The organism is Herbaspirillum lusitanum (assembly GCF_026127345.1).
Lineage (GTDB): Bacteria > Pseudomonadota > Gammaproteobacteria > Burkholderiales > Burkholderiaceae_D > Herbaspirillum > Herbaspirillum lusitanum.
On sequence record NZ_QXFG01000010.1, the window covers coordinates 458,071 to 476,878 of the forward strand.

Below are 18,808 nucleotides of genomic sequence, written 5' to 3' on the forward strand. Positions count from 1 at the left end.
CCCGAACTCAGAGTTGCGACAGATCGATCAGAATCTGACGCGTGTTCAGTTGGGCGCCGCCGAGATGGTGCGACAGCAGCGAGCGCATCAGCAATTTGCTCTGACTCTGCGTGGTGGCGTCGCTGTAGTCTTCCTTTTCCATGTCGAGCAAGGTCTTGCCGGACACTTTGGGCCCGGCATCGGACAGCCGCGGGAAACGCACACCCTGCTCCGGATCCACGACGTAGGTGTCGTCCGGCGCAACCGGCTTGCCATTGGTGACGCAGACGGTCCAGTCGCCGGCCACGCCGGTTTCCTTTAGCAGGGCGCGCTCGAACTTGCGCAGCACGATGGGCGTCGATTCACCATGCGCCAACTGGTTCAGCGTCGAGACGTAGTGGTCGAACAGGGCCGGATGCGCATCCTCGCGCGCCAGCAGTTTGACCAGCAATTCATTGAGATAAAAGCCGCACAGCAAGGCCGATTTTTCCAGCGGCAGCAGCCCGCCGACCCATTCGGCCGCGGTCAGCGTGCGCACTTCGGATTTGCCGCTCCAGCTTACCGACAACGGCTGGAAAGTCTGCAGCACGCCGCGCAGTTTGGAGTGAGGACGTTTTGCGCCCTTCGCGACCAGGGCCACGCGACCGTGATCGCGCGAGAAGACGTCGACGATCAGGCTGGTTTCCTTGTAGGGATAGCTGTGCAGCACGAAACCGGGCTGGGCCTGGACGCGGGTGTCTTTTTCAGGGACTTTGGGACGGCGCGCGGTTCCGGTGGCGCCGGTCGCGCCAGTTGCGCGCGGCGAGCGCTTGGGTGCAGCGGAATTTTTGGCGTTGGCCAACGCAGACTCGGCGGCCGCAGCGCTCAGGGCTTCGGCGTCCAGTGCTTGAGGTTGACCAACAGCGGAATCAGCGGTGATCGCAGCCATAGAGTATGTGTTTGCTATTCGTAGCCGTAGGCGCGCAATCCGGCTTCGTTATCAGCCCAGCCGGATTTGACCTTGACCCAGATTTCCAGATAGACCGGGCCGCCGAACAGGCGCTCCATGTCCAGGCGCGCCTGTGTCGATATTTCTTTCAGGCGCGCGCCCTTGTTGCCAATCACCATGGACTTGTGGCCGTCGCGTTCGACCAGGATGGCGGCGAACACGCGGCGCAGGTCGCCTTCCTGTTCAAATTTCTCGATCAGGACGGTGCTGGTGTATGGCAGCTCTTCACCGACGAAACGGAATACCTTTTCGCGCACGATTTCCGACGCCAGGAATTTCTCGCTGCGATCGGTGATGTCGTCTTCGTCGAACATCGGCGGATTGACCGGCAGCAGCTTGCGAATCTCTTCCTGCAGGGAATCCAGCTGGAAGCGCTGCTTGGCGGAAACCGGCACCACGGAGGCGAAATTGTGCTGCGACGCGACTTCCTGTGCGAACGGCATCAGCACCGATTTGTCCTTGCTGCGGTCGGACTTGTTCATCACCAGGATGCACGGTACGTTGGCCGGCAACAGCGCCATGACCTGCTTGTCGGCCGGTCCGAACGTGCCCGCTTCGATCACGTACAAAATCACGTCGGCAGCAGTCAGCGTGGAGGTGACGGTGCGGTTCAGCGTCTTGTTCAGGGCGTTGCTGTGACGCGTCTGGAAGCCCGGCGTATCGACGTAGACGAATTGCGTGTTGTTGATTGTCTGGATACCGGTGATGCGGTGACGCGTAGTTTGCGCCTTGCGCGACGTGATGCTGACTTTGGCGCCGATCAGTGCATTCATCAATGTCGATTTGCCGACGTTCGGGCGACCGACAATGGCGATGTAACCGCATCGATAATCAGACAATGCGTCGGTTGATGCGTCGGAAGGGGCGTTAAGGTCTGTCATGCGGTTTTGCTTTGTGTTGCTGAGAGCGTCGGGGCCGGCGCCTCGGTGCGGGAATCGTTCAGATCGGCGGCAGCCGGGGCCTTGGCGTCGCTTTTTCCGTCGGTCGTTTTTGGTTCGGCTTTGCTGTCGACTTTTGCCTCAGCTTTTGTTTCGGCCTTGGCTTCCGCTTTCAATTCAGGTTTGGCTTCGCTTTTGGAAGCTTTGACTGCAACCGGCTTCTCCAGTTTTTCAGGCTTGGCGGAGGACGCCTCGGCAGCCGGCGGCAACTCCTCGTTCGGTGCGTCAGGCTGGATCGTGGCGATGCCCGCCAGCTTGAGCTGCGTGGTGCGCGCGCGCGGTTTGCGTGTCGCTGCAGGCGTCTTGACCAACGCGGCCTGGACCGCTTCCAGCGCCAGTTTGGCGGCAGCCTGTTCGCCTGCGCGGCGGCTGCCGCCGGTGCCGAAGACCTGGATTTCCAGCTTGGGCACCAGGCATTCGATTTCAAATTCCTGGTTGTGCGCCGCGCCGTGCGTGGCGACCACGTTGTATTGCGGCAGCGGGATTTTCTTGCCCTGCAGATATTCCTGCAGCAGCGTCTTGGCGTCCTTGCCGAGCGTCTTCGGGTCGACGGTGTCGAGAATCGGGATGTACAGGGAGCGAATCACGTCGCGCGCGGCGTTGAAACCGGCGTCGAGGAAAATCGCGCCGAACAGCGCTTCCAGCGTGTCGGCCAGAATCGACGGACGGCGGAAGCCACCCGACTTCAGCTCGCCTTCGCCGAGCCGCAAAAACTGCGACAGATCGAGGCGTTGGGCGATTTCGTACAGCGATTGCTGCTTGACGAGGTTGGCGCGCAGGCGCGACAAGTCGCCCTCGTCGATCTTGTTGTAACGGTCGAACAGGAGCGAAGCGACGACACAGTTGAGGATAGAGTCGCCGAGAAATTCGAGGCGTTCGTTATGCAAGCTGCTATGGCTACGATGCGTCAAGGCCTGCTGCAGTAACGTAGCGTCCTTGAAGTTGTGCCCCAGCCGATTTTGCAATACTAATGGATCCATTTATTCATCCGTCGCTTAGAGATGCGAACCCGGCTGCGCTGTCTTGCCGCCTTTCGCCGACCTCCCAGGCCATCCGGCCGTTACCTGCAGCCCGCCGTCGTCGTTACAGAATACGCCGGACGGCTGGCTGTTGGATTTTCCTGGAGCAGAGAAAAACACCGGGAAAATGCCGTGTTCCGCTTCCGAAGAATCAATGCCTGACAGAAACTTAATGGAAACTGCCGATACGCTTCAGATTACCCAGATTCATCCAGACAAAAAATGCTTTTCCGACAATGTTCTGATCCGGCACGAAGCCCCAATAGCGGCTGTCCAGGCTGTTGTCGCGGTTGTCGCCCATCATGAAGTACTGCCCGGCAGGCACGGTGCAGGCAAAGCCTTCCGTGTTGTAGCTGCATAGTTCATGCTGAGGGAAAGCGTCCGGATTCGGTACAAAATTGGGAGCGCGCTCATCCGTCAGTATCTTGTGATCGACGCCGGTCAGGTTTTCCTGCCATTGCTTATAGTACGTCAGATTCTCATCATCCAGATAATCTGGCAATGGCTTGTAAGAAACTTCTTTACCATTTACTGTTAGGTGCTTGTTTTTATAGACAATTTTATCACCTGGCACGCCGACAACGCGCTTGATGTAGTCAACCGTCGTATCCTTCGGGTATTTGAACACCATCACGTCGCCGCGCTGCGGATCGTTGATGCTGATGATCTTCTTGTTCACGATCGGCAAGCGAATGCCGTAGGTGTATTTGTTCACCAGGATCAGGTCGCCCACCAGGAGGGTCGGCACCATTGAGCTCGATGGAATCTTGAACGGCTCATACAGGAACGAGCGCAGGAAAAACACCAGCGCGATGACCGGGAAGAAGCTGCCCGAATATTCGATCCAGGTCGGCTGACGCAACAGATCGGCTTCGATCCTGGCGCGGCTGGAGGTGTCGCTCTTGACGCCGTCGCTGGCGTTTTTGGCGATGCGGGCATCGAACTCGGCCAGTGCGGCATCGGCCTTCGCGCGTCGTTGCCTGGACCAGAAATAAGTATCCATGAACCAGATGACGCCGGTCAGCACCATCAACACGAACAGAATCAGTGCGAAATTGCCTAAGAGAGCCTGCAGGTTCATTTGTCGTCCACTTGTAAGATTGCCAGGAATGCTTCCTGCGGAATTTCCACCGAGCCGACCTGTTTCATGCGCTTCTTGCCGGCCTTCTGCTTTTCGAGCAGCTTGCGTTTGCGGCTGATGTCGCCGCCGTAGCATTTGGCCAGCACGTTCTTGCGCAACGCCTTGACGTTTTCACGCGAAATGATGGTGGCGCCGATGGCGGCCTGGATCGCCACGTCGAACATCTGGCGCGGAATCAGCTCACGCATCTTGGCAGCCACGGCGCGGCCGCGGAACTGGCTGTTGGCTCGGTGCACGATGATGGCCAGGGCATCGACCTTTTCACTGTTGATCAGCATGTCGACCTTGACCACGTCGGCCGAACGGTATTCCTTGAACTCGTAGTCCATGGACGCATAGCCGCGCGAGGTCGACTTCAGGCGATCGAAGAAGTCGAGCACGATTTCGGCCATCGGCATTTCGTAGGTCAGTTGCACCTGCTTGCCGTGGTAGCTCATGTTGATCTGCACGCCGCGCTTTTGCGTACACAGCGTGATGACCGAGCCGACATATTCCTGCGGCATGTACAGATTGACCGTGACGATAGGCTCGCGCACCTCTTCGATCCTGGACGGCTCCGGCATCTTCGACGGATTGTCGACCATCAGGATGGTGCCTGCGCCATCGCGCATCACGACTTCGTACACCACTGTCGGTGCGGTCGTAATGAGGTCCATGTCGAACTCGCGCTCGAGACGTTCCTGCACGATTTCCATGTGCAGCAACCCGAGGAAGCCGCAGCGGAAGCCGAAGCCCAGCGCTTGCGAGACTTCCGGTTCGTATTGCAGGGCGGCGTCGTTGAGCTTGAGTTTTTCGAGCGAGTCGCGCAGCGCGTCGTATTGATTCGCTTCGACCGGGAACAGGCCGGCGAACACTTGCGGCTGCACTTCCTTGAAGCCCGGCAGCGGCTCGCTGGCCTTGTTCGCAGCCAGCGTGACGGTGTCGCCGACCTTGGCCGCCTTCAATTCCTTGATGCCGGCGATGATGAAGCCGACCTGCCCTGCCGACAGCGTTTCGCGCGATTGCGACTTGGGCGTGAAGACGCCGATGCTTTCGGTCAGGTGCGTCGACTCGGTCGCCATCAGGAAGATTTTTTCCTTCGGACGCAAGGTACCGTTGACGATGCGCACCAGCATGACCACGCCGACGTAATTGTCGAACCAGGAATCGATGATCAGCGCCTGCAACGGCGCGTCCGGATCGCCCTTCGGCGCCGGCACTTTGGCGATCATCGCTTCGATGACGTCTTGTACGCCCAGGCCGGTTTTGGCCGAGCATGACGTGGCGTCGGAGGCATCGATACCGATGACTTCTTCGATCTCGCTCTTGGCGTTGTCGGGGTCGGCCGACGGCAAGTCGATCTTGTTGAGCACGGGGACCACTTCAACACCCAGCTCCAGCGCCGTGTAGCAGTTGGCCACAGTCTGCGCTTCCACGCCTTGCGATGCGTCGACGACCAGCAGCGCACCTTCGCATGCCGACAGCGAGCGGCTGACTTCATAACTGAAGTCGACGTGGCCCGGCGTATCGATCAGGTTGAGGTTGTAGATCTGGCCGTCCAGCGCCTTGTAATGCAAGGCTGCGGTTTGCGCCTTGATGGTGATGCCGCGCTCGCGCTCGATGTCCATCGAGTCGAGCACTTGAGCTTCCATCTCGCGGTTGGAGAGGCCGCCGCACAACTGGATAATGCGATCGGCGAGCGTGGATTTGCCGTGGTCAATATGGGCAATGATCGAGAAATTACGGATATTGTTCATTAAATTGCAGAAAACGATGAAAAAAGGCGCTCCAGAATGGGAGCGTCTCCCAATTGAGCGCCTTTACAACAGCTTTTGTTCAACCCGTCATTCTACCGGATTTCAGAGGGTAAAACCCGAATAAGCCATTGACGGCTTGCGGTCCGGAGTGATTCTGTGGCCTTGGGATTGCCCGGCAACCGAAATATCGAATCAATTGCTTTAAAGCAAGAATTTTTCAACAGCCGCGACATCCAGAAAATAATGGCATAGCTGTACTGCAGGCTGCCCTTGCCGTTGTCCGACGAGTACCGGCACCAGTTCGTCATAGCGCCGCACCAGCGCTTCGTCGGCATCAACGTCGATAATCTCCACAGTGAAGTCGTACGCCGGGCGGAATTTTTCCAGCGCGTGCAGCATGTCCTCGCATAAGTGACAGTAGGAACGGGAATACAGGATGAAATGGACAGAGGACATCGGACGTTCCGGTTCAGGCGCGAAGTTCACAAAATAAAGGCTGCAACCCGTGGGGTGCAGCCTTCATGCTGAAAGAATGACGTGGACGCGGGCTTGCGCCCCGCATTCTCAGTTGCCGCTGGCGCTTGGACGCAGAGGCACGAACTGCGACGAGTCGCCGCGACGCACCAGCACTGCCGCGCGCTTCTTCGGATCCAGCTTGGCCACCAGGCCATTGAATTGCCTGGAGCCCTTGATATCGATGTCGTTGAGTCGCTGGACCACATCGCCTGCACGCAAACCGGCTGCCGCCGCCACGCCGACTGCAGACTCCACCAGCACGCCGCTGTCGACCTTGAGTTCTTTCTTCTGCGCGTCGGTGAGATCGCTGACCACCAGACCCAGGGAATTCGGCGCCGCTTCCTGCTTCGGCTTCTTCTCTTCCACCTTGGCCGGCTTGTCGGCTTCGATCTCCACGACGGTCACGGCGATATCGCGGGCACTGCCCTTGCGCCAGATATTGACAGTCGCGCGTGAACCCGGCTTGGTGCCGCCGACCATGCGCGGCAGATCGCTCGGCTTCTCGATGGCGACACCATTGAATTTCAGAATGATGTCGCCGGCTTCCAGCCCGCCCTTTTCTGCAGGGCCACCCGGCTCAATGCGCTGCACCAGCGCCCCCTGCGCCTTGGCCAGACCCAGCGATTCGGCCACGTCCTTGGTCACTTCGCCGATTTGGACACCGATACGGCCGCGCGTGACGCGACCGGAAGCCTTCAGTTGATCGGATACGCGCAGCGCTTCATCGATGGGCACCGCAAAAGAGATGCCCATGAAGCCGCCTGAACGACTGTAAATCTGCGAATTGATGCCGATCACTTCGCCCTTCAGATTGATCAGCGGGCCGCCGGAGTTACCGGGATTGACCGCGACGTCAGTCTGAATCAGCGGCAGGTAATCGCCGGTGTCGCGCGCCTTGGCGGAAATGATGCCGGCGGTCACGGTGTTTTCCAAGCCGAACGGCGAACCGATCGCCAGCACCCATTCGCCGGCGCGGATCTTGTCCGAGTCGCCGATCACCAAACGCGGCAGGCTGCTGCCGTCAATCTTGAGCAACGCCACGTCAGTGCGGGTGTCGGAACCGATGATCTTGGCCTTGAACTCGCGCTTGTCGGTCAGCGTCACGTAGACGTCGCTGGCGCCCTCAACCACGTGGGCGTTGGTCATGATGTAACCGTCTGCCGAAATGATGAAACCGGAGCCGACGCCGCGCGGCACTTCTTCCTGCTGGGCGCTGCCGCCCTTGCGATTGGGATTAGGACGCGGTGTGTTCGGCGTATTGGGTTGCTGCTGGCGCGGCATCGGCACGCCGAAGAAGCGGCGGAAAAATTCCTGCATTTCCTCATCGTCCGCACCGGCTTGCGGCTGGCCGGTCTTGACGCGTTCAGTGGTGCGGATATTGACCACGCCCGGACCGGTGCGGTCGACGATATCCGCGAAGTCAGGCAGGCCGGCGACGGCAGGCGCTGCAACCGCCGCACTCAAGCCGGTCAACGCAGGAGACAAGGCAAAAATGGAAGCGCTCAGTAACGACGACAACAAGATTTTCTTGGCGGGAATCATCATTGGTATTTTTCGTATTATTTGGATTTGAATTCTATGGAATTCGACACTTGCCGAATGGCCGAGCCCGGCACCTCACCGACTACGGTGAGCCAGTAATCGCCTTGACGACGGCCCACGATATTCATTGCGCCCTGCTGCATGGAGCCTTCGGTACGGCTCTGCGAACCCGGCTCGATGAATACGGAAATCGCCGCCAGTCCATCGGAAAACACGATTTGCGACACTTCCCGCTGTGTCGTCACGCCATGCTGCGTCGCGGACGCGCCGGTGTTCTGCGTGTCGGAAATCAGGCGTTTGACTTCCTGGATTTTTTTGAAGCCCGGCGGCGGAGTTACCGACCAGCCGGCCAGGTTGACCTGGCTCATGACCGAATTTTCGATATGCCAGCCGTTGGTGTTGGTGATGCTCGGCTTGACGCGATTGTGGTCGATGTTGCCGATCTCGATCTGAGTGAAGGAAATCTGCTCCACCACTTCGTTCTTGGCATCGAAGGTCTGTGCACGCAACAGCAAGCCGGTCGCCTTGTCGGCCCATAGCTTGTAGCCGTAGCGCAATTTATCCTTGGGCTCGAGGATCACCGCCTGGCAATCGTGCCCCGCCACACGGCCGGTCTCGCCCATCTTGACGCTGTAGTAATCCACCAGGTCGGTGGGATTGGCTGCAAGAATGGCCGGGAACACGTCGCGCGTGACGCGCTTTTCGATCAGGACGGTTTTCGCCTCGGGAACGTAACAGGCGACGTCGTCGTTGTTGCGGATATATTCACGCGGCTTGCCATCGAGAACTTCCAGCTTCTCGATTTCGTTTTTGCCGGACAGAATGTGCGTGATGCGCGAAGTGCGCATCTGGTTGGACTGCTGGTAGACGAAAGTGCCTGAATAATTGAGCCGCTGCGCTGCGGATTGAATTTTTTTTAGTAAGACCTGCGCATCCTGATTGTTGTTTACTTTTGTCGGCAATGCATTCTCCGCCTTGGCGGAGAATGCTACCACTGCCGAAAGAAAAAGAACGACCCGGAGCAAACCTTGTGTCTGCCGCATATTATTTGTCTGAGTCAATTGCGAAAGCCGCTGAACGGGCGTACTGGGTCGAGCTGTACATCGAAGGCGAGAAACGCTGATGCGCCAGCAGGTAGTCGTCGATACGCGGATCGCGCGCGACTTCGCCCTGTTGCGCCAGACTGCTGATCGTTGCCGTGCCTTGCGGTGCGGACGAGGACGCCACGGTAGTAATCGCCGACGGCACAACTGCCGTCGCTGTCGTCGACACAACCGGCGCCGGAGCGCTGGCCACTGTAGTCGACTGCTGCTGCCCCGTTACCAGGACAACCGCGACAATCGCTGCCGCTGCAGCAGCGCCCGGCATCACGAAGCGGCGCACAAAACGCTTGCGTGTCGACGCCAGCGACACGACATTGGAAGCCGTCGCATCATGCACCGCCACCGGAACGATAATCTGTTCGGCAGCGGTCGTCGTCAACTGTGGGGCGATGATCGTCGGCTCGGCGTCAAGGCGCGCGCTCATCTTGGCGGCAAAGCCGTCGCTGAGCGAAAACGCCATTTCTTCCGAACGCATGACATCACCGATCTGATGGTACAGATCCCACGTCGCCTGCTCGTCCGGCTGGCGTAAAACGGCAAGAGCCACGCTGACATGTGCGTCAACCAGCTCGCCGTCGGCCAATGCCGAAATCTGTTCTCTGCTAATTTCTTTGGTATCCATAAGTAGTCACCCGGCCACAAAATTTCAGTTCCATCACCCGCTCTTATTTTTATGTCTTTTATTGACGCCTACGACGTCATATAACGCATAATTCCCGTGCTTCAAGTACAACTTAAAATCAGCCTGCCGGCTTACCAGCGCTTGTCGAGCGCCGTTCCAAGCAGCGGTCGCAGCTTTTCCGCAATCGCCTCGCGCGCCCGGAAGATCCGGCTGCGCACCGTACCGATGGGACAACCCATGGCGTCGGCGATCTCGTCATAGCTCAACCCCTCGATTTCGCGCAGGGTAATCGCGGTCCGCAATTCTTCCGGCAAGGCTTCCATCGCAACGTTGACCGTCTGGGCAATCTGCTTGGTCGCCAACATCGACTCGGGAGTATTGATGTCTCTTAGGTGCTCTCCGTCGTCAAAAGTTTCAGCCTCTTCTGCATCTGCTTCCGTCGACGTCGGTGCCCTTCGGCCCATGGTCACAAGGTAGTTCTTGGCCGTGTTGATACCGATGCGGTACAACCAGGTATAGAACGCCGAATCGCCACGAAACTGCGGCAGCGCGCGGTAAGCCTTGATGAAGGCTTCTTGCACGACATCTTCCGCTTCCGCCTGATCGCGCACCAGGCGCGAAACGAGCCGCATCAGTTTCCGTTGATATTTGGCAACTAATAGCTCGAACGCCTTCTTATCGCCACGCTGCACACGCTCGACAAGCAGTTGATCAATTTCGCGTTCCGTCGTCAAATCCAGTTTCCTTGTTTTTTTATCATTTCTGCGCAAACCGAATCATTGATCCATTTCGAAGCAATTAATTCAATAAGCGTACTATCTTTTCGATTTTTTTGTGGAGTGCATGCCATCAGGCATCGTTATTATGACTCGCAACCCATCGACAAGCCACTTGCAGCGCTCGAAAAGTTTCCTTGGGGACAGAGTCGGGCAATACCGGAATAGTCCGTATCCGACCATTTTCCAGCCTCAGGCGCAACAACAGCAGATTCGGCCAGACGGTCGACCCGGCCAGCAATTGCGCCAGACCGCCGCTCATCACTTGCGACCCCGGCTTGGCGCGCACCACCGCGTGATGCTCGACCAGCCGGATCTGCCCGGTCCCGGAAATATGCAGCCAGACCGTGGTACGGTTTCTCAGCATCAGCCAGAACGCCAGAGCGGCCGCGATGATACAAGCCCCCGCCAGCGACATCCTGAATACAAAAGACAATTGCCCGACCAGAGCGAAGGCAAAAATGACACCGATGAAGGCAACGGCGACAGCTGCTGCCGCCATCATGATCAAAAGCAGACGGGAAGGCTTGATATCCGCGGAGACTGCTATCGACATAGGAATGGGAGAGTGGAAAAGCAAAACCCGGCTTTCTGTCGAAAGCCGGGCCAGGTTTATACCTTGCCGAACACCAAAGTGCCGTTGGTGCCGCCGAATCCGAATGAATTCTTGACGGCGATGTCGATCTTCATGTCGCGCGCCTGGTTGGCGCAGTAGTCAAGATCGCACTCCGGATCCTGATTGAAGATGTTGATCGTCGGAGGAGAGATCTGATTGTGCAGCGCCAGCACGGTGAACACCGATTCCAGTCCGCCCGCGCCGCCCAGCAGATGGCCGGTCATGGACTTGGTGGAATTAACGACCATCTTGTAAGCATGATCGCCGAAGGCGGCCTTGATTGCATCGGTTTCATTCTTGTCGCCCAGAGGCGTCGAGGTACCGTGTGCGTTCAGATAATGGACTTCGTCCGCATTCACGCCTGCATCGCGCAAGGCCGACACCACGCAACGGCGCGGGCCGTCCAGGCTCGGAGCGGTCATGTGGTATGCGTCGCCGCTCATGCCGAAACCCAGCACTTCTGCATAGATCTTGGCGCCGCGCGCCTTGGCGTGCTCGTACTCTTCCAGCACCATCACGCCGGCGCCTTCGCCCAGCACAAAACCGTCGCGGTCCTTGTCCCATGGACGGGAGGCGGTCGCCGGATCGTCATTGCGGGTGGACAGCGCACGCGCTGAGGCGAAACCTCCGATGCCCAGCGGGGAAACGCTGGATTCGGCACCGCCGGCAATCATCACGTCGGCATCGCCGTACTGAATCATGCGACTGGCGGAGCCGATGCAATGCAAACCTGTCGTACAAGCGGTCACGATGGCCAGATTAGGCCCCTTCAGACCGTACTTGATGGACAAGTTGCCGGAAATCATATTGATGATCGAAGCCGGGATGAAGAACGGGCTGATGCGGCGGGGGCCGCGATTGGTCAGCTCTTCATGGGTCTGCTCGATCAGCGGCAAGCCACCGATACCGGAACCGATGATGACGCCGATACGCTCGGCGTTTTCATCGGTGACTACCAGGCCGCTGTCCTGAAAGGCCTGCATGCCCGCCGCCATGCCGAAATGGATAAAGGTATCCATGTGGCGCGCTTCTTTGGCGGGGATGTAATCTTCGATGTTGAAGCCCTTCACTTCTCCCGCAAAATGCGTAGAAAAAGGAGTGGCGTCAAACTTGGTGATGGTGGCAATGCCCGACTTACCTTCCTTGACTGCGCCCCACGCATCGGCAATATTGTTGCCGACGGGTGAAATGCATCCAAGACCGGTAATGACTACACGACGTTCACGTGAGCGGCTCAAGCAATTCTCCTAGAGTCGTTCAAAACCAGCTTAGGCCTTGACGTGTGCCTTGGCGTAATCGATCGCCTGTTGCACGGTTGTAATCTTTTCAGCTTGTTCGTCAGGGATTTCCATTTCGAACTCATCTTCCAGTGCCATGACCAGTTCGACGGTGTCGAGCGAGTCTGCGCCCAGATCGTCCACGAACGACGATTCTGTCTTGATGTCTGCTTCAGCGACGCCCAGTTGTTCAGCGACGATCTTTTTAACGCGTTGTTCGATATCGGACATAAGTGCCTCCAGTGGATAGGTTACAAAAGTGCGCGCATTTTATCAGGTTTGCACGCCAAAAATTTACTTTTAAGTATTCTCGACAAGAATAAGTAAGTTGCTGCGATCTGCGTCCAAAGACGCTTAATTCATGTACATGCCGCCATTGACGTGCAAGGTCGTGCCGGTGATGTAAGCTGCTTGCGGCGACGCCAGGAAAGCCACAGCCGCTGCGATGTCCTCCGGAGCGCCCAGACGACCCAGCGGAATCTGCTGCAGCAAGGCGGCGGTCTGCTGCTCGCCCAGCACCTTGGTCATGTCGGTATCGATGAAACCCGGCGCGATGCAATTGACGGTAATGTTGCGGCTGCCGATTTCACGCGCCAGCGCACGACTCATGCCTGCCACGCCGGCCTTGGCGGCGGCGTAGTTCATTTGCCCCGAGTTGCCGGCCGAACCGACCACCGACGTGATGTTGATGATACGGCCGTTGCGCGCCTTCATCATGCCGCGCAAGACTGCACGCGACAGACGCCCGACCGCAGTCAGGTTGGTCGCGATGACATTATCCCACTCTTCGTCTTTCATGCGCATGGCCAACTGGTCTTGCGTGATGCCGGCATTGTTGACGAGGATGGACAGGCCGCCGAATTCTTTTTGCACGTCGTCGATGACGGCGCTGCAGGCGGCGGCGTCATTGACGTTGAGGACGACTCCCTTGCCGCAACCGGGCTGCGCCTGCTCAAGGTATTCGCTGATGGCCGCAGCGCCGGCTGCCGACGTTGCCGTACCGACGACTTTCGCGCCCTGGCGCACCAGCTCCAGCGCGATGGCGCGTCCGATGCCGCGGGAAGCGCCGGTCACCAATGCAGTCTGATTCTGCAGATTTTGCAGGTATTGCGGATTTTGATCACTCACTTCAGCAGCTCCAATACTTTGTCCAGGGATGCCTGGTCAACGATTGCCTCGCCGACCAGTTCGCCGTTGATACGCTTGGTCAAACCGGCCAGCACTTTGCCGGGACCGCATTCAACCACGTGGGTGATGCCTTCCGTCGACATCTTCTGTACGGTCTCGACCCAACGCACGGCGCTGGCCGCCTGACGCACCAGCGCGTCCTTGATGGCGGCGGGATCGTTGACGATGGCGACGTCGACATTATTGATCAGCGGAATCTGCGGCGCGGAAAACGGCACGCCGGCCAGATATTGCTGCAAACGGTCCGAAGCCGGCTTGAGCAGCGACGAATGGAACGGCGCCGAAACCGGCAGCACCAGTGCGCGCTTGGCGCCCTTGGCCTTGGCGATTTCGCAAGCGCGCTCGACAGCGGCCTTGCTGCCGGCGATCACCACTTGCGCGGGAGAATTGTAATTGACGGCTTCGACCACGTCGCCCTGCGCAGCTTCGGCGCAGGCAGCGCGCACGTCGTCATCCGACAAGCCGAGAATCGCCGCCATGCCGCCCTGCCCGACCGGCACGGCTTCCTGCATGGCTTGCGCCCGGAAACGCACCAGCGGTACGGCATCCTTGAACGCGATCACGCCGGCCGCCACGAGTGCGGAATATTCACCGAGGCTGTGACCGGCGACCAGCGCCGGCGCCTTGCCCCCGGCAGCGATCCAGGCGCGGTAAAACGCCACGGCCGCAGTCAGCATGACCGGCTGGGTATTGGTGGTCAGGTCGAGGTCCTCTTTCGGACCTTCGGCGATCAGCTTGCCGAGATCGAACTGCAGCGCGTCGGAGGCTTCCGCAACAGTGGCCTTGACCACTTCATTGTCGGCAAAGCCATTCAGCATCCCGATGGCCTGCGAACCCTGGCCCGGAAAAACAAAAGCAAATGTTGTCATGCTCTATTTTGTCGTTGAAAAATCAGTTCAAAGCCGGCCGCGCCGGCTTACATGCGCGCCAGCACGGCGCCCCAGGTGAAGCCGCCGCCGACGCCTTCCATCATGACGTTCTGGCCCGGCTTGACGCGACCGTCGCGCACCGCCTGGTCCAACGCCAGCGGAATCGAAGCGGCCGATGTATTGCCGTGCTCGTCGACGGTCACCACCATTTTTTCCAGCGGCAGGCCGAGCTTCCTGGCAGTGCCCTGCATGATGCGAATGTTGGCCTGATGCGGAATCAGCCAGTCGACTTCTTTCGCATCCACCTTGGCGATTTCCAGCACTTCGCGCGCCACCTTGTCGAGCACCGACACCGCCAGTTTGAATACTGCCGGGCCATCCATGTACAAATAGGCATTGCCCGCGACTGCGCCATCATTGACGTTGCCGGGCACGCACAGGATATGGCCGTGGCTGCCGTCGGCATGCAATTTTGCGGCAAGGATACCGGGCTCTTTTGACGCCGTCATGACGATCGCGCCGGCGCCGTCGCCGAACAGGACGCAGGTGGTGCGGTCTTCGAAATTCAGGATGCGCGAAAACACTTCCGCGCCGATCACCAGCACGTTCTTGTGCATGCCGGTCTTGATGAAACTGTCCGCCACCGACATCGCATAGACGAAGCCGCTGCACACCGCCTGCACGTCCATCGCGGCGCCGCCGTTGTTGATGCCGAGCTTGCGCTGCACGACACAGGCCGTGCTCGGGAAGCCGCCCAGATGATCCGGCGTCGATGTCGCCAGGATGATCAGATCGATGTCATTGGCCTGCAAACCGGCTGCTTCCAGCGCGCGCTGCGAGGCTGCCACGGCGAGGTCGCTCGACAGCACGTCGGCTTCGGCGTAATGGCGCGCGGAAATGCCGCTGCGCGAAAAAATCCATTCGTCGGAAGTCTCGATGCCCTTCTTTGCAAGCTGCTGCGCCAACTCGTCGTTGGTCACACGCTTGGGTGGCAGGTAACTGCCGGTGCCGACAATTTTGCTATAAAGAGTCATACCGTTTTCTGTTCTGTTAGATCGGTTGATGATGTGATTGCATTCACGCGCTCGACTGCGCCTTCCGCCTGTGGAATCAGTTCGGCGATAGTGGTCGTGATGCGCGACAGCACGTCATATTTGGCCGCATCGTAAGCGCGCTGAATGGCCCACTCGAAAGCATACGCATCGGCGCCGCCATGACTCTTGAACACCAGGCCGCGCAAACCGAGCAGGCTGGCGCCATTGTAGCGGGATGGATTGAGGCGGCGCGACAGGGCCTTGATGGCGCCATAGGCGATCAGGGCGCCGAGCTTGTTGAAGAAGCCTTTTTTGAATTCGGTCGTGAGCACGATCTTGACGAAACGACCCAGGCCCTCGGAGGCCTTCAGCGTGACGTTGCCGACAAAACCGTCGCACACCACGATGTCGGTGGTGCCTTCGAAGATGTCGTTGCCTTCGACGTTGCCGTAGAAATTGATCAGGCCTTTTTCGTGATCCGCGTGGAGCAGTTCGGCGGTCTGCTTGACCACCTCATTGCCCTTGATTTCTTCTTCACCGACGTTGAGCAGACCGACCGTAGGACGTGGCTTGCCTTCCATGGCCGACACCAGCGCAGAACCCATCAGCGCGAACTGATGCAAATGCTGCGGCTCGCAATCGACGTTGGCGCCGAGGTCGAGCATGTAGGTCGGACCGTCTTTTTGATTGGGAAGAATCGTGCATATCGCGGGACGATCGACGCCCGGGATGGTTTTCAGCACATAGCGCGAGACCGCCATCAGTGCGCCGGTATTGCCGGCGGAGACGGCAGCGCTGGCCCGCCCTTCCTTGACCAGGTTGATCGCGACGCGCATGGACGAATCCTTTTTGCGGCGCAGGGCGACCTCGATCGAATCGTCCATGGTGACGACTTCGGCGGCGTGCTGAACGTGCAGACGTGAAATGTTGCCTTGCTTGTGCTTGCGCAAGGCGGCACGCAGCGCTTCCTCCTGACCGACCAGTATCAACTCGGCGTCAGGCTCGCGCTGCAAAAACGAAATGGCGGCTGGGATAGTGACTGAAGGGCCGTGATCGCCGCCCATGCAGTCAATGGAAATTTTGATGGTCATTGTTTTGATTCAGAGCCTTGCCAACCCGCATTATGGGGCAGATTTGGCGCGATTCAAAATGACGCGCTAAGCTGAAGCAGCATATAAAAAGCGGCGCCAATTGAAAAATTCATTGCGCCGCATTCCGCCTTAACAGCAATTTCCGATTACTCGTCGTTCTTGGTCTTCAGGACCTTGCGACCACGGTAGAAACCGTTCGGGCTGATGTGGTGACGCAGGTGCGTTTCACCAGTTGTCGGCTCGACTGCCAGCGGTGGCGCTGTCAGGAAATCGTGTGCACGATGCATACCGCGCTTCGATGGGGTCTTTTTGTTTTGCTGAACAGCCATGATAACTCCTGAATCTTAAGTTCTAAAATTTTAACATATCCGGCCAGCAAACTCACTGCCCAACCGAGAATCCTTACATCCATCCGGCAGAAAAAACCCGCCGCCTGCTTTTACTGCTTCAAATTCTTCAATACCGAAAACGGCGACACCTTCTCAACCGCTGCAGCTGCAGCCCCCGACTCCGCCTGCGCAGGGCAGACGTCATGCTTGGGCGCCACCGGCAAGGCAAGCAATGCCTCGTCCTCTACGAGATAACCGACATTGAATTCGGCCTCGCCGACGATCACGTCAATCGACTCATCGTTGAGCAATTCTTCAATGGCGTCGGCAGATTCTTCATCCTTGGCCAATACCAGCACCGACTCGGACGACACCGTGAAAGGCATCGCAGTCAGGCACCGCTGGCACACCAGATTGACCTGGCCGGAGACGGAAAGCTTCAATTGCGGATGACCGACCTTGTCGGCGCCGCCGCTCAGCGACCATTTGAGAACGCCGGCGCGATCGGCCGTTTCGCCCGCCAGGCGCGCCATATCGGCCACCGCGAGCTCGCCCTCGGCCTGCTCCTTGAGCCGACTAAATTCAAATGCGTCGATCACAAAAGCACTCATGGCGAAAGCTGAATCCGGAAAACCTGCGATAATAACAGCGTTTTCCCTTATTCGTCAAAGTGTTAGCGTATTTTTCGCGAACACTGCCACCTTGCTGTCGCATAATGCCCAAAACTCCCGCCCTGCCCCGCCTCATCCTGGCCTCCAGCTCGATCTACCGGCGCGAACTCCTGTCCCGGCTGCAACTTCCCTTCGAGGTGATTGCGCCCGACATCGATGAAACCCCGGCGGCAGGCGAAAGCCCGGAGGCCACCGCATTACGCCTGGCGCGCTGGAAAGGCGATGCCGTCGCGCAGCGCCATCCAGACGCGCTGATCATCAGCTCGGACCAGGTCGCCACGCTCGACGGCGAACAAATCGGCAAACCCGGCAATCACGCCAATGCCATGAAGCAACTTATCAAAATGCGCGGCCGCCGCGTAATTTTCCATACGGCGCTATGCCTGTCGGATCACCGCAATCCCGAGGCTCCGGTCATTCAGATCGAAAATATCCAGACCTTCGTCACCTTCCGCGATCTGCCGGACGCCGAGCTGGACGCCTACCTGCGCATCGAACAACCCTATGACTGTGCCGGCAGCGCCAAGAACGAAGGCCTGGGAATCGCCATCCTGGAAAGGATCGACAGCACCGACCCGACCGCCCTCACCGGATTGCCGATGATTGCGTTGACAGGCATGCTGCGCAAGGCGGGCATGCCGTTTTTTGGCGTTGCCGCCTCCGGCGTTATTTGCCGACGATCACCAGGGTTTCCGCCTTCTTCTGCTTCAACAGCTCTTCCAGATTAGTACGAGCCGCAAGCGCGCCCAAGCCGCTCAAGACTTGCGGCGCGGATATCCCTCGGCGGTGATGCGTATCCAGACCGCATCTTTTTCCTCCTCGGTCATGAACACCCAATGCGCGACTTCCGACACGGTGCGGCCGCAACCGCGGCATACATCGTCAAAAGTGGTGGAGCAGACGGCGACACAAGGGGTATCGGGACGTTCGGGAGGACTGTGGGACATGGATATCTTTACAAGGACTGCGTGGGGCTTGCCGACATCTTACCAAGAAGCACGAAAGCATTCCCGGCGTACAAATTTCAGGACAAAAAAAAGCCCGCGAACCTGAGGTTGCGGGCTGAATCCAATCTTCTTAAGGAGGAGAATTGGAGGAGACAGGTGCAACTATAGCGACACGCCCTCTCCTCGTCTGCTTTATTGTTCCAATAGCAGATATTCACAAATGAAATAACTCACCCCCTCAAGCCGGCACTTGCACCACCGGCGCCAGCGACACCGTGGGCGTAGGCGGCTTGTCCTTGCGCTGGCAGGCGGCGGCCAGCACGGCAATGGCGACGACGGCAATCAGAACGGCATGGCGCATGGCGATCTCCTGTTTGGGTGTTGGTGCGAACCCTCTCCATTCCTAGATTTTAGACGCCTCTCGTC

The 18,808-nt window shown here is 58.6% G+C and carries 22 protein-coding genes; 1 reads left to right on the forward strand and 21 read right to left on the reverse strand.

What is annotated here, in order from left to right:
* Window positions 1-7 precede the first annotated feature (7 nt).
* The 19 genes from recO to DXT88_RS17000 form a co-directional block, all read right to left on the reverse strand.
* Window positions 8-907 (reverse strand): DNA repair protein RecO, encoded by a 900-nt coding sequence (gene recO, locus DXT88_RS16910; protein ID WP_265215162.1) that lies wholly within the window; start codon window positions 905-907, stop codon window positions 8-10.
* A 14-nt stretch (window positions 908-921) separates the two neighbouring features.
* Window positions 922-1,848, reverse strand: coding sequence for a GTPase Era (gene era / locus DXT88_RS16915; RefSeq protein WP_265215164.1), 927 nt, complete (start codon window positions 1,846-1,848; stop codon window positions 922-924).
* On the reverse strand, window positions 1,845-2,885 hold the full coding sequence (gene rnc / locus DXT88_RS16920; protein ID WP_265215166.1) for a ribonuclease III: 1,041 nt from the start codon (window positions 2,883-2,885) through the stop codon (window positions 1,845-1,847). Before rnc ends, era begins: the two co-directional genes overlap by 4 nt.
* Window positions 2,886-3,093: 208 nt before the next feature.
* Window positions 3,094-4,005, reverse strand: a complete 912-nt coding sequence (lepB, locus tag DXT88_RS16925) for a signal peptidase I (RefSeq protein ID WP_265215168.1) — start codon at window positions 4,003-4,005, stop codon at window positions 3,094-3,096.
* Window positions 4,002-5,801 (reverse strand): translation elongation factor 4, encoded by a 1,800-nt coding sequence (lepA, locus tag DXT88_RS16930; protein ID WP_265215170.1) that lies wholly within the window; start codon window positions 5,799-5,801, stop codon window positions 4,002-4,004. Before lepA ends, lepB begins: the two co-directional genes overlap by 4 nt.
* Window positions 5,802-6,002: 201 nt before the next feature.
* On the reverse strand, window positions 6,003-6,257 hold the full coding sequence (locus DXT88_RS16935) for a glutaredoxin family protein (protein ID WP_016833549.1): 255 nt from the start codon (window positions 6,255-6,257) through the stop codon (window positions 6,003-6,005).
* Between the two features lie 108 nt (window positions 6,258-6,365).
* On the reverse strand, window positions 6,366-7,859 hold the full coding sequence (locus DXT88_RS16940; RefSeq protein WP_265215255.1) for a DegQ family serine endoprotease: 1,494 nt from the start codon (window positions 7,857-7,859) through the stop codon (window positions 6,366-6,368).
* 17 nt (window positions 7,860-7,876) lie between these two features.
* Window positions 7,877-8,902, reverse strand: coding sequence for a MucB/RseB C-terminal domain-containing protein (locus DXT88_RS16945; RefSeq protein WP_265215171.1), 1,026 nt, complete (start codon window positions 8,900-8,902; stop codon window positions 7,877-7,879).
* 1 nt (window position 8,903) lies between these two features.
* Complete coding sequence (locus DXT88_RS16950) at window positions 8,904-9,584, reverse strand: sigma-E factor negative regulatory protein (RefSeq protein WP_265215172.1); 681 nt, start codon at window positions 9,582-9,584, stop codon at window positions 8,904-8,906.
* Between the two features lie 131 nt (window positions 9,585-9,715).
* Window positions 9,716-10,318, reverse strand: coding sequence for an RNA polymerase sigma factor RpoE (gene rpoE, locus DXT88_RS16955; protein WP_016833544.1), 603 nt, complete (start codon window positions 10,316-10,318; stop codon window positions 9,716-9,718).
* A 115-nt stretch (window positions 10,319-10,433) separates the two neighbouring features.
* Window positions 10,434-10,916, reverse strand: a complete 483-nt coding sequence (locus DXT88_RS16960; protein WP_016833543.1) for a protein YgfX — start codon at window positions 10,914-10,916, stop codon at window positions 10,434-10,436.
* A gap of 56 nt (window positions 10,917-10,972) precedes the next feature.
* Complete coding sequence (gene fabF, locus DXT88_RS16965) at window positions 10,973-12,214, reverse strand: beta-ketoacyl-ACP synthase II (RefSeq protein WP_029363287.1); 1,242 nt, start codon at window positions 12,212-12,214, stop codon at window positions 10,973-10,975.
* 30 nt (window positions 12,215-12,244) lie between these two features.
* Window positions 12,245-12,484 (reverse strand): acyl carrier protein, encoded by a 240-nt coding sequence (gene acpP / locus DXT88_RS16970; RefSeq protein WP_007881445.1) that lies wholly within the window; start codon window positions 12,482-12,484, stop codon window positions 12,245-12,247.
* 123 nt (window positions 12,485-12,607) lie between these two features.
* Entirely contained in the window at window positions 12,608-13,381 is a 774-nt protein-coding gene (gene fabG, locus DXT88_RS16975; protein WP_016833541.1) for a 3-oxoacyl-ACP reductase FabG, read from the reverse strand.
* The gene (gene fabD / locus DXT88_RS16980; RefSeq protein ID WP_016833539.1) at window positions 13,378-14,310 is read right to left on the reverse strand and encodes an ACP S-malonyltransferase; all 933 of its coding nucleotides are present in this window, start codon (window positions 14,308-14,310) and stop codon (window positions 13,378-13,380) included. The genes fabG and fabD overlap by 4 nt, the downstream gene beginning before the upstream one ends.
* Window positions 14,311-14,357: 47 nt before the next feature.
* Entirely contained in the window at window positions 14,358-15,344 is a 987-nt protein-coding gene (locus tag DXT88_RS16985; protein ID WP_016833538.1) for a beta-ketoacyl-ACP synthase III, read from the reverse strand.
* Window positions 15,341-16,435, reverse strand: coding sequence for a phosphate acyltransferase PlsX (gene plsX, locus DXT88_RS16990; protein WP_016833537.1), 1,095 nt, complete (start codon window positions 16,433-16,435; stop codon window positions 15,341-15,343). The genes DXT88_RS16985 and plsX overlap by 4 nt, the downstream gene beginning before the upstream one ends.
* A gap of 146 nt (window positions 16,436-16,581) precedes the next feature.
* Window positions 16,582-16,764 carry a 50S ribosomal protein L32 gene (gene rpmF, locus DXT88_RS16995; protein ID WP_006463510.1) on the reverse strand — a complete coding sequence of 61 codons (183 nt, stop codon included), beginning with the start codon at window positions 16,762-16,764 and terminating at the stop codon, window positions 16,582-16,584.
* Window positions 16,765-16,874: 110 nt separating this feature from the next.
* Complete coding sequence (locus tag DXT88_RS17000) at window positions 16,875-17,375, reverse strand: YceD family protein (RefSeq protein ID WP_265215173.1); 501 nt, start codon at window positions 17,373-17,375, stop codon at window positions 16,875-16,877.
* 104 nt (window positions 17,376-17,479) lie between these two features.
* Between DXT88_RS17000 and DXT88_RS17005 the strand changes: the two genes are divergently transcribed.
* Window positions 17,480-18,163 (forward strand): Maf-like protein, encoded by a 684-nt coding sequence (locus DXT88_RS17005; RefSeq protein WP_016833535.1) that lies wholly within the window; start codon window positions 17,480-17,482, stop codon window positions 18,161-18,163.
* 27 nt (window positions 18,164-18,190) lie between these two features.
* On the opposite strand, the gene DXT88_RS17010 is transcribed toward DXT88_RS17005, so the two are convergent.
* Together DXT88_RS17010 and DXT88_RS17015 are read right to left on the reverse strand one after the other, a co-directional pair.
* Window positions 18,191-18,382, reverse strand: coding sequence for a DUF1289 domain-containing protein (locus DXT88_RS17010; RefSeq protein ID WP_029363286.1), 192 nt, complete (start codon window positions 18,380-18,382; stop codon window positions 18,191-18,193).
* Between the two features lie 238 nt (window positions 18,383-18,620).
* Window positions 18,621-18,743 (reverse strand): hypothetical protein, encoded by a 123-nt coding sequence (locus tag DXT88_RS17015; RefSeq protein ID WP_016833533.1) that lies wholly within the window; start codon window positions 18,741-18,743, stop codon window positions 18,621-18,623.
* Window positions 18,744-18,808: the final 65 nt, after the last annotated feature.

Excerpts from the sequence above, each read along its gene's own strand:
- recO (WP_265215162.1), bottom strand. The coding sequence starts at position 907 with ATGGCTGCGATCACCGCTGATTCCGCTGTTGGTCAACCTCAAGCACTG.
- era (WP_265215164.1), bottom strand. The coding sequence starts at position 1,848 with ATGACAGACCTTAACGCCCCTTCCGACGCATCAACCGACGCATTGTCT.
- rnc (WP_265215166.1), bottom strand. The coding sequence starts at position 2,885 with ATGGATCCATTAGTATTGCAAAATCGGCTGGGGCACAACTTCAAGGAC.
- lepB (WP_265215168.1), bottom strand. The coding sequence starts at position 4,005 with ATGAACCTGCAGGCTCTCTTAGGCAATTTCGCACTGATTCTGTTCGTG.
- lepA (WP_265215170.1), bottom strand. The coding sequence starts at position 5,801 with ATGAACAATATCCGTAATTTCTCGATCATTGCCCATATTGACCACGGC.
- DXT88_RS16935 (WP_016833549.1), bottom strand. The coding sequence starts at position 6,257 with ATGTCCTCTGTCCATTTCATCCTGTATTCCCGTTCCTACTGTCACTTA.
- DXT88_RS16940 (WP_265215255.1), bottom strand. The coding sequence starts at position 7,859 with ATGATTCCCGCCAAGAAAATCTTGTTGTCGTCGTTACTGAGCGCTTCC.
- DXT88_RS16945 (WP_265215171.1), bottom strand. The coding sequence starts at position 8,902 with ATGCGGCAGACACAAGGTTTGCTCCGGGTCGTTCTTTTTCTTTCGGCA.
- DXT88_RS16950 (WP_265215172.1), bottom strand. The coding sequence starts at position 9,584 with ATGGATACCAAAGAAATTAGCAGAGAACAGATTTCGGCATTGGCCGAC.
- DXT88_RS16960 (WP_016833543.1), bottom strand. The coding sequence starts at position 10,916 with ATGTCGATAGCAGTCTCCGCGGATATCAAGCCTTCCCGTCTGCTTTTG.
- acpP (WP_007881445.1), bottom strand. The coding sequence starts at position 12,484 with ATGTCCGATATCGAACAACGCGTTAAAAAGATCGTCGCTGAACAACTG.
- fabD (WP_016833539.1), bottom strand. The coding sequence starts at position 14,310 with ATGACAACATTTGCTTTTGTTTTTCCGGGCCAGGGTTCGCAGGCCATC.
- DXT88_RS16985 (WP_016833538.1), bottom strand. The coding sequence starts at position 15,344 with ATGACTCTTTATAGCAAAATTGTCGGCACCGGCAGTTACCTGCCACCC.
- plsX (WP_016833537.1), bottom strand. The coding sequence starts at position 16,435 with ATGACCATCAAAATTTCCATTGACTGCATGGGCGGCGATCACGGCCCT.
- rpmF (WP_006463510.1), bottom strand. The coding sequence starts at position 16,764 with ATGGCTGTTCAGCAAAACAAAAAGACCCCATCGAAGCGCGGTATGCAT.
- DXT88_RS17000 (WP_265215173.1), bottom strand. The coding sequence starts at position 17,375 with ATGAGTGCTTTTGTGATCGACGCATTTGAATTTAGTCGGCTCAAGGAG.
- DXT88_RS17005 (WP_016833535.1), top strand. The coding sequence starts at position 17,480 with ATGCCCAAAACTCCCGCCCTGCCCCGCCTCATCCTGGCCTCCAGCTCG.
- DXT88_RS17010 (WP_029363286.1), bottom strand. The coding sequence starts at position 18,382 with ATGTCCCACAGTCCTCCCGAACGTCCCGATACCCCTTGTGTCGCCGTC.
- DXT88_RS17015 (WP_016833533.1), bottom strand. The coding sequence starts at position 18,743 with ATGCGCCATGCCGTTCTGATTGCCGTCGTCGCCATTGCCGTGCTGGCC.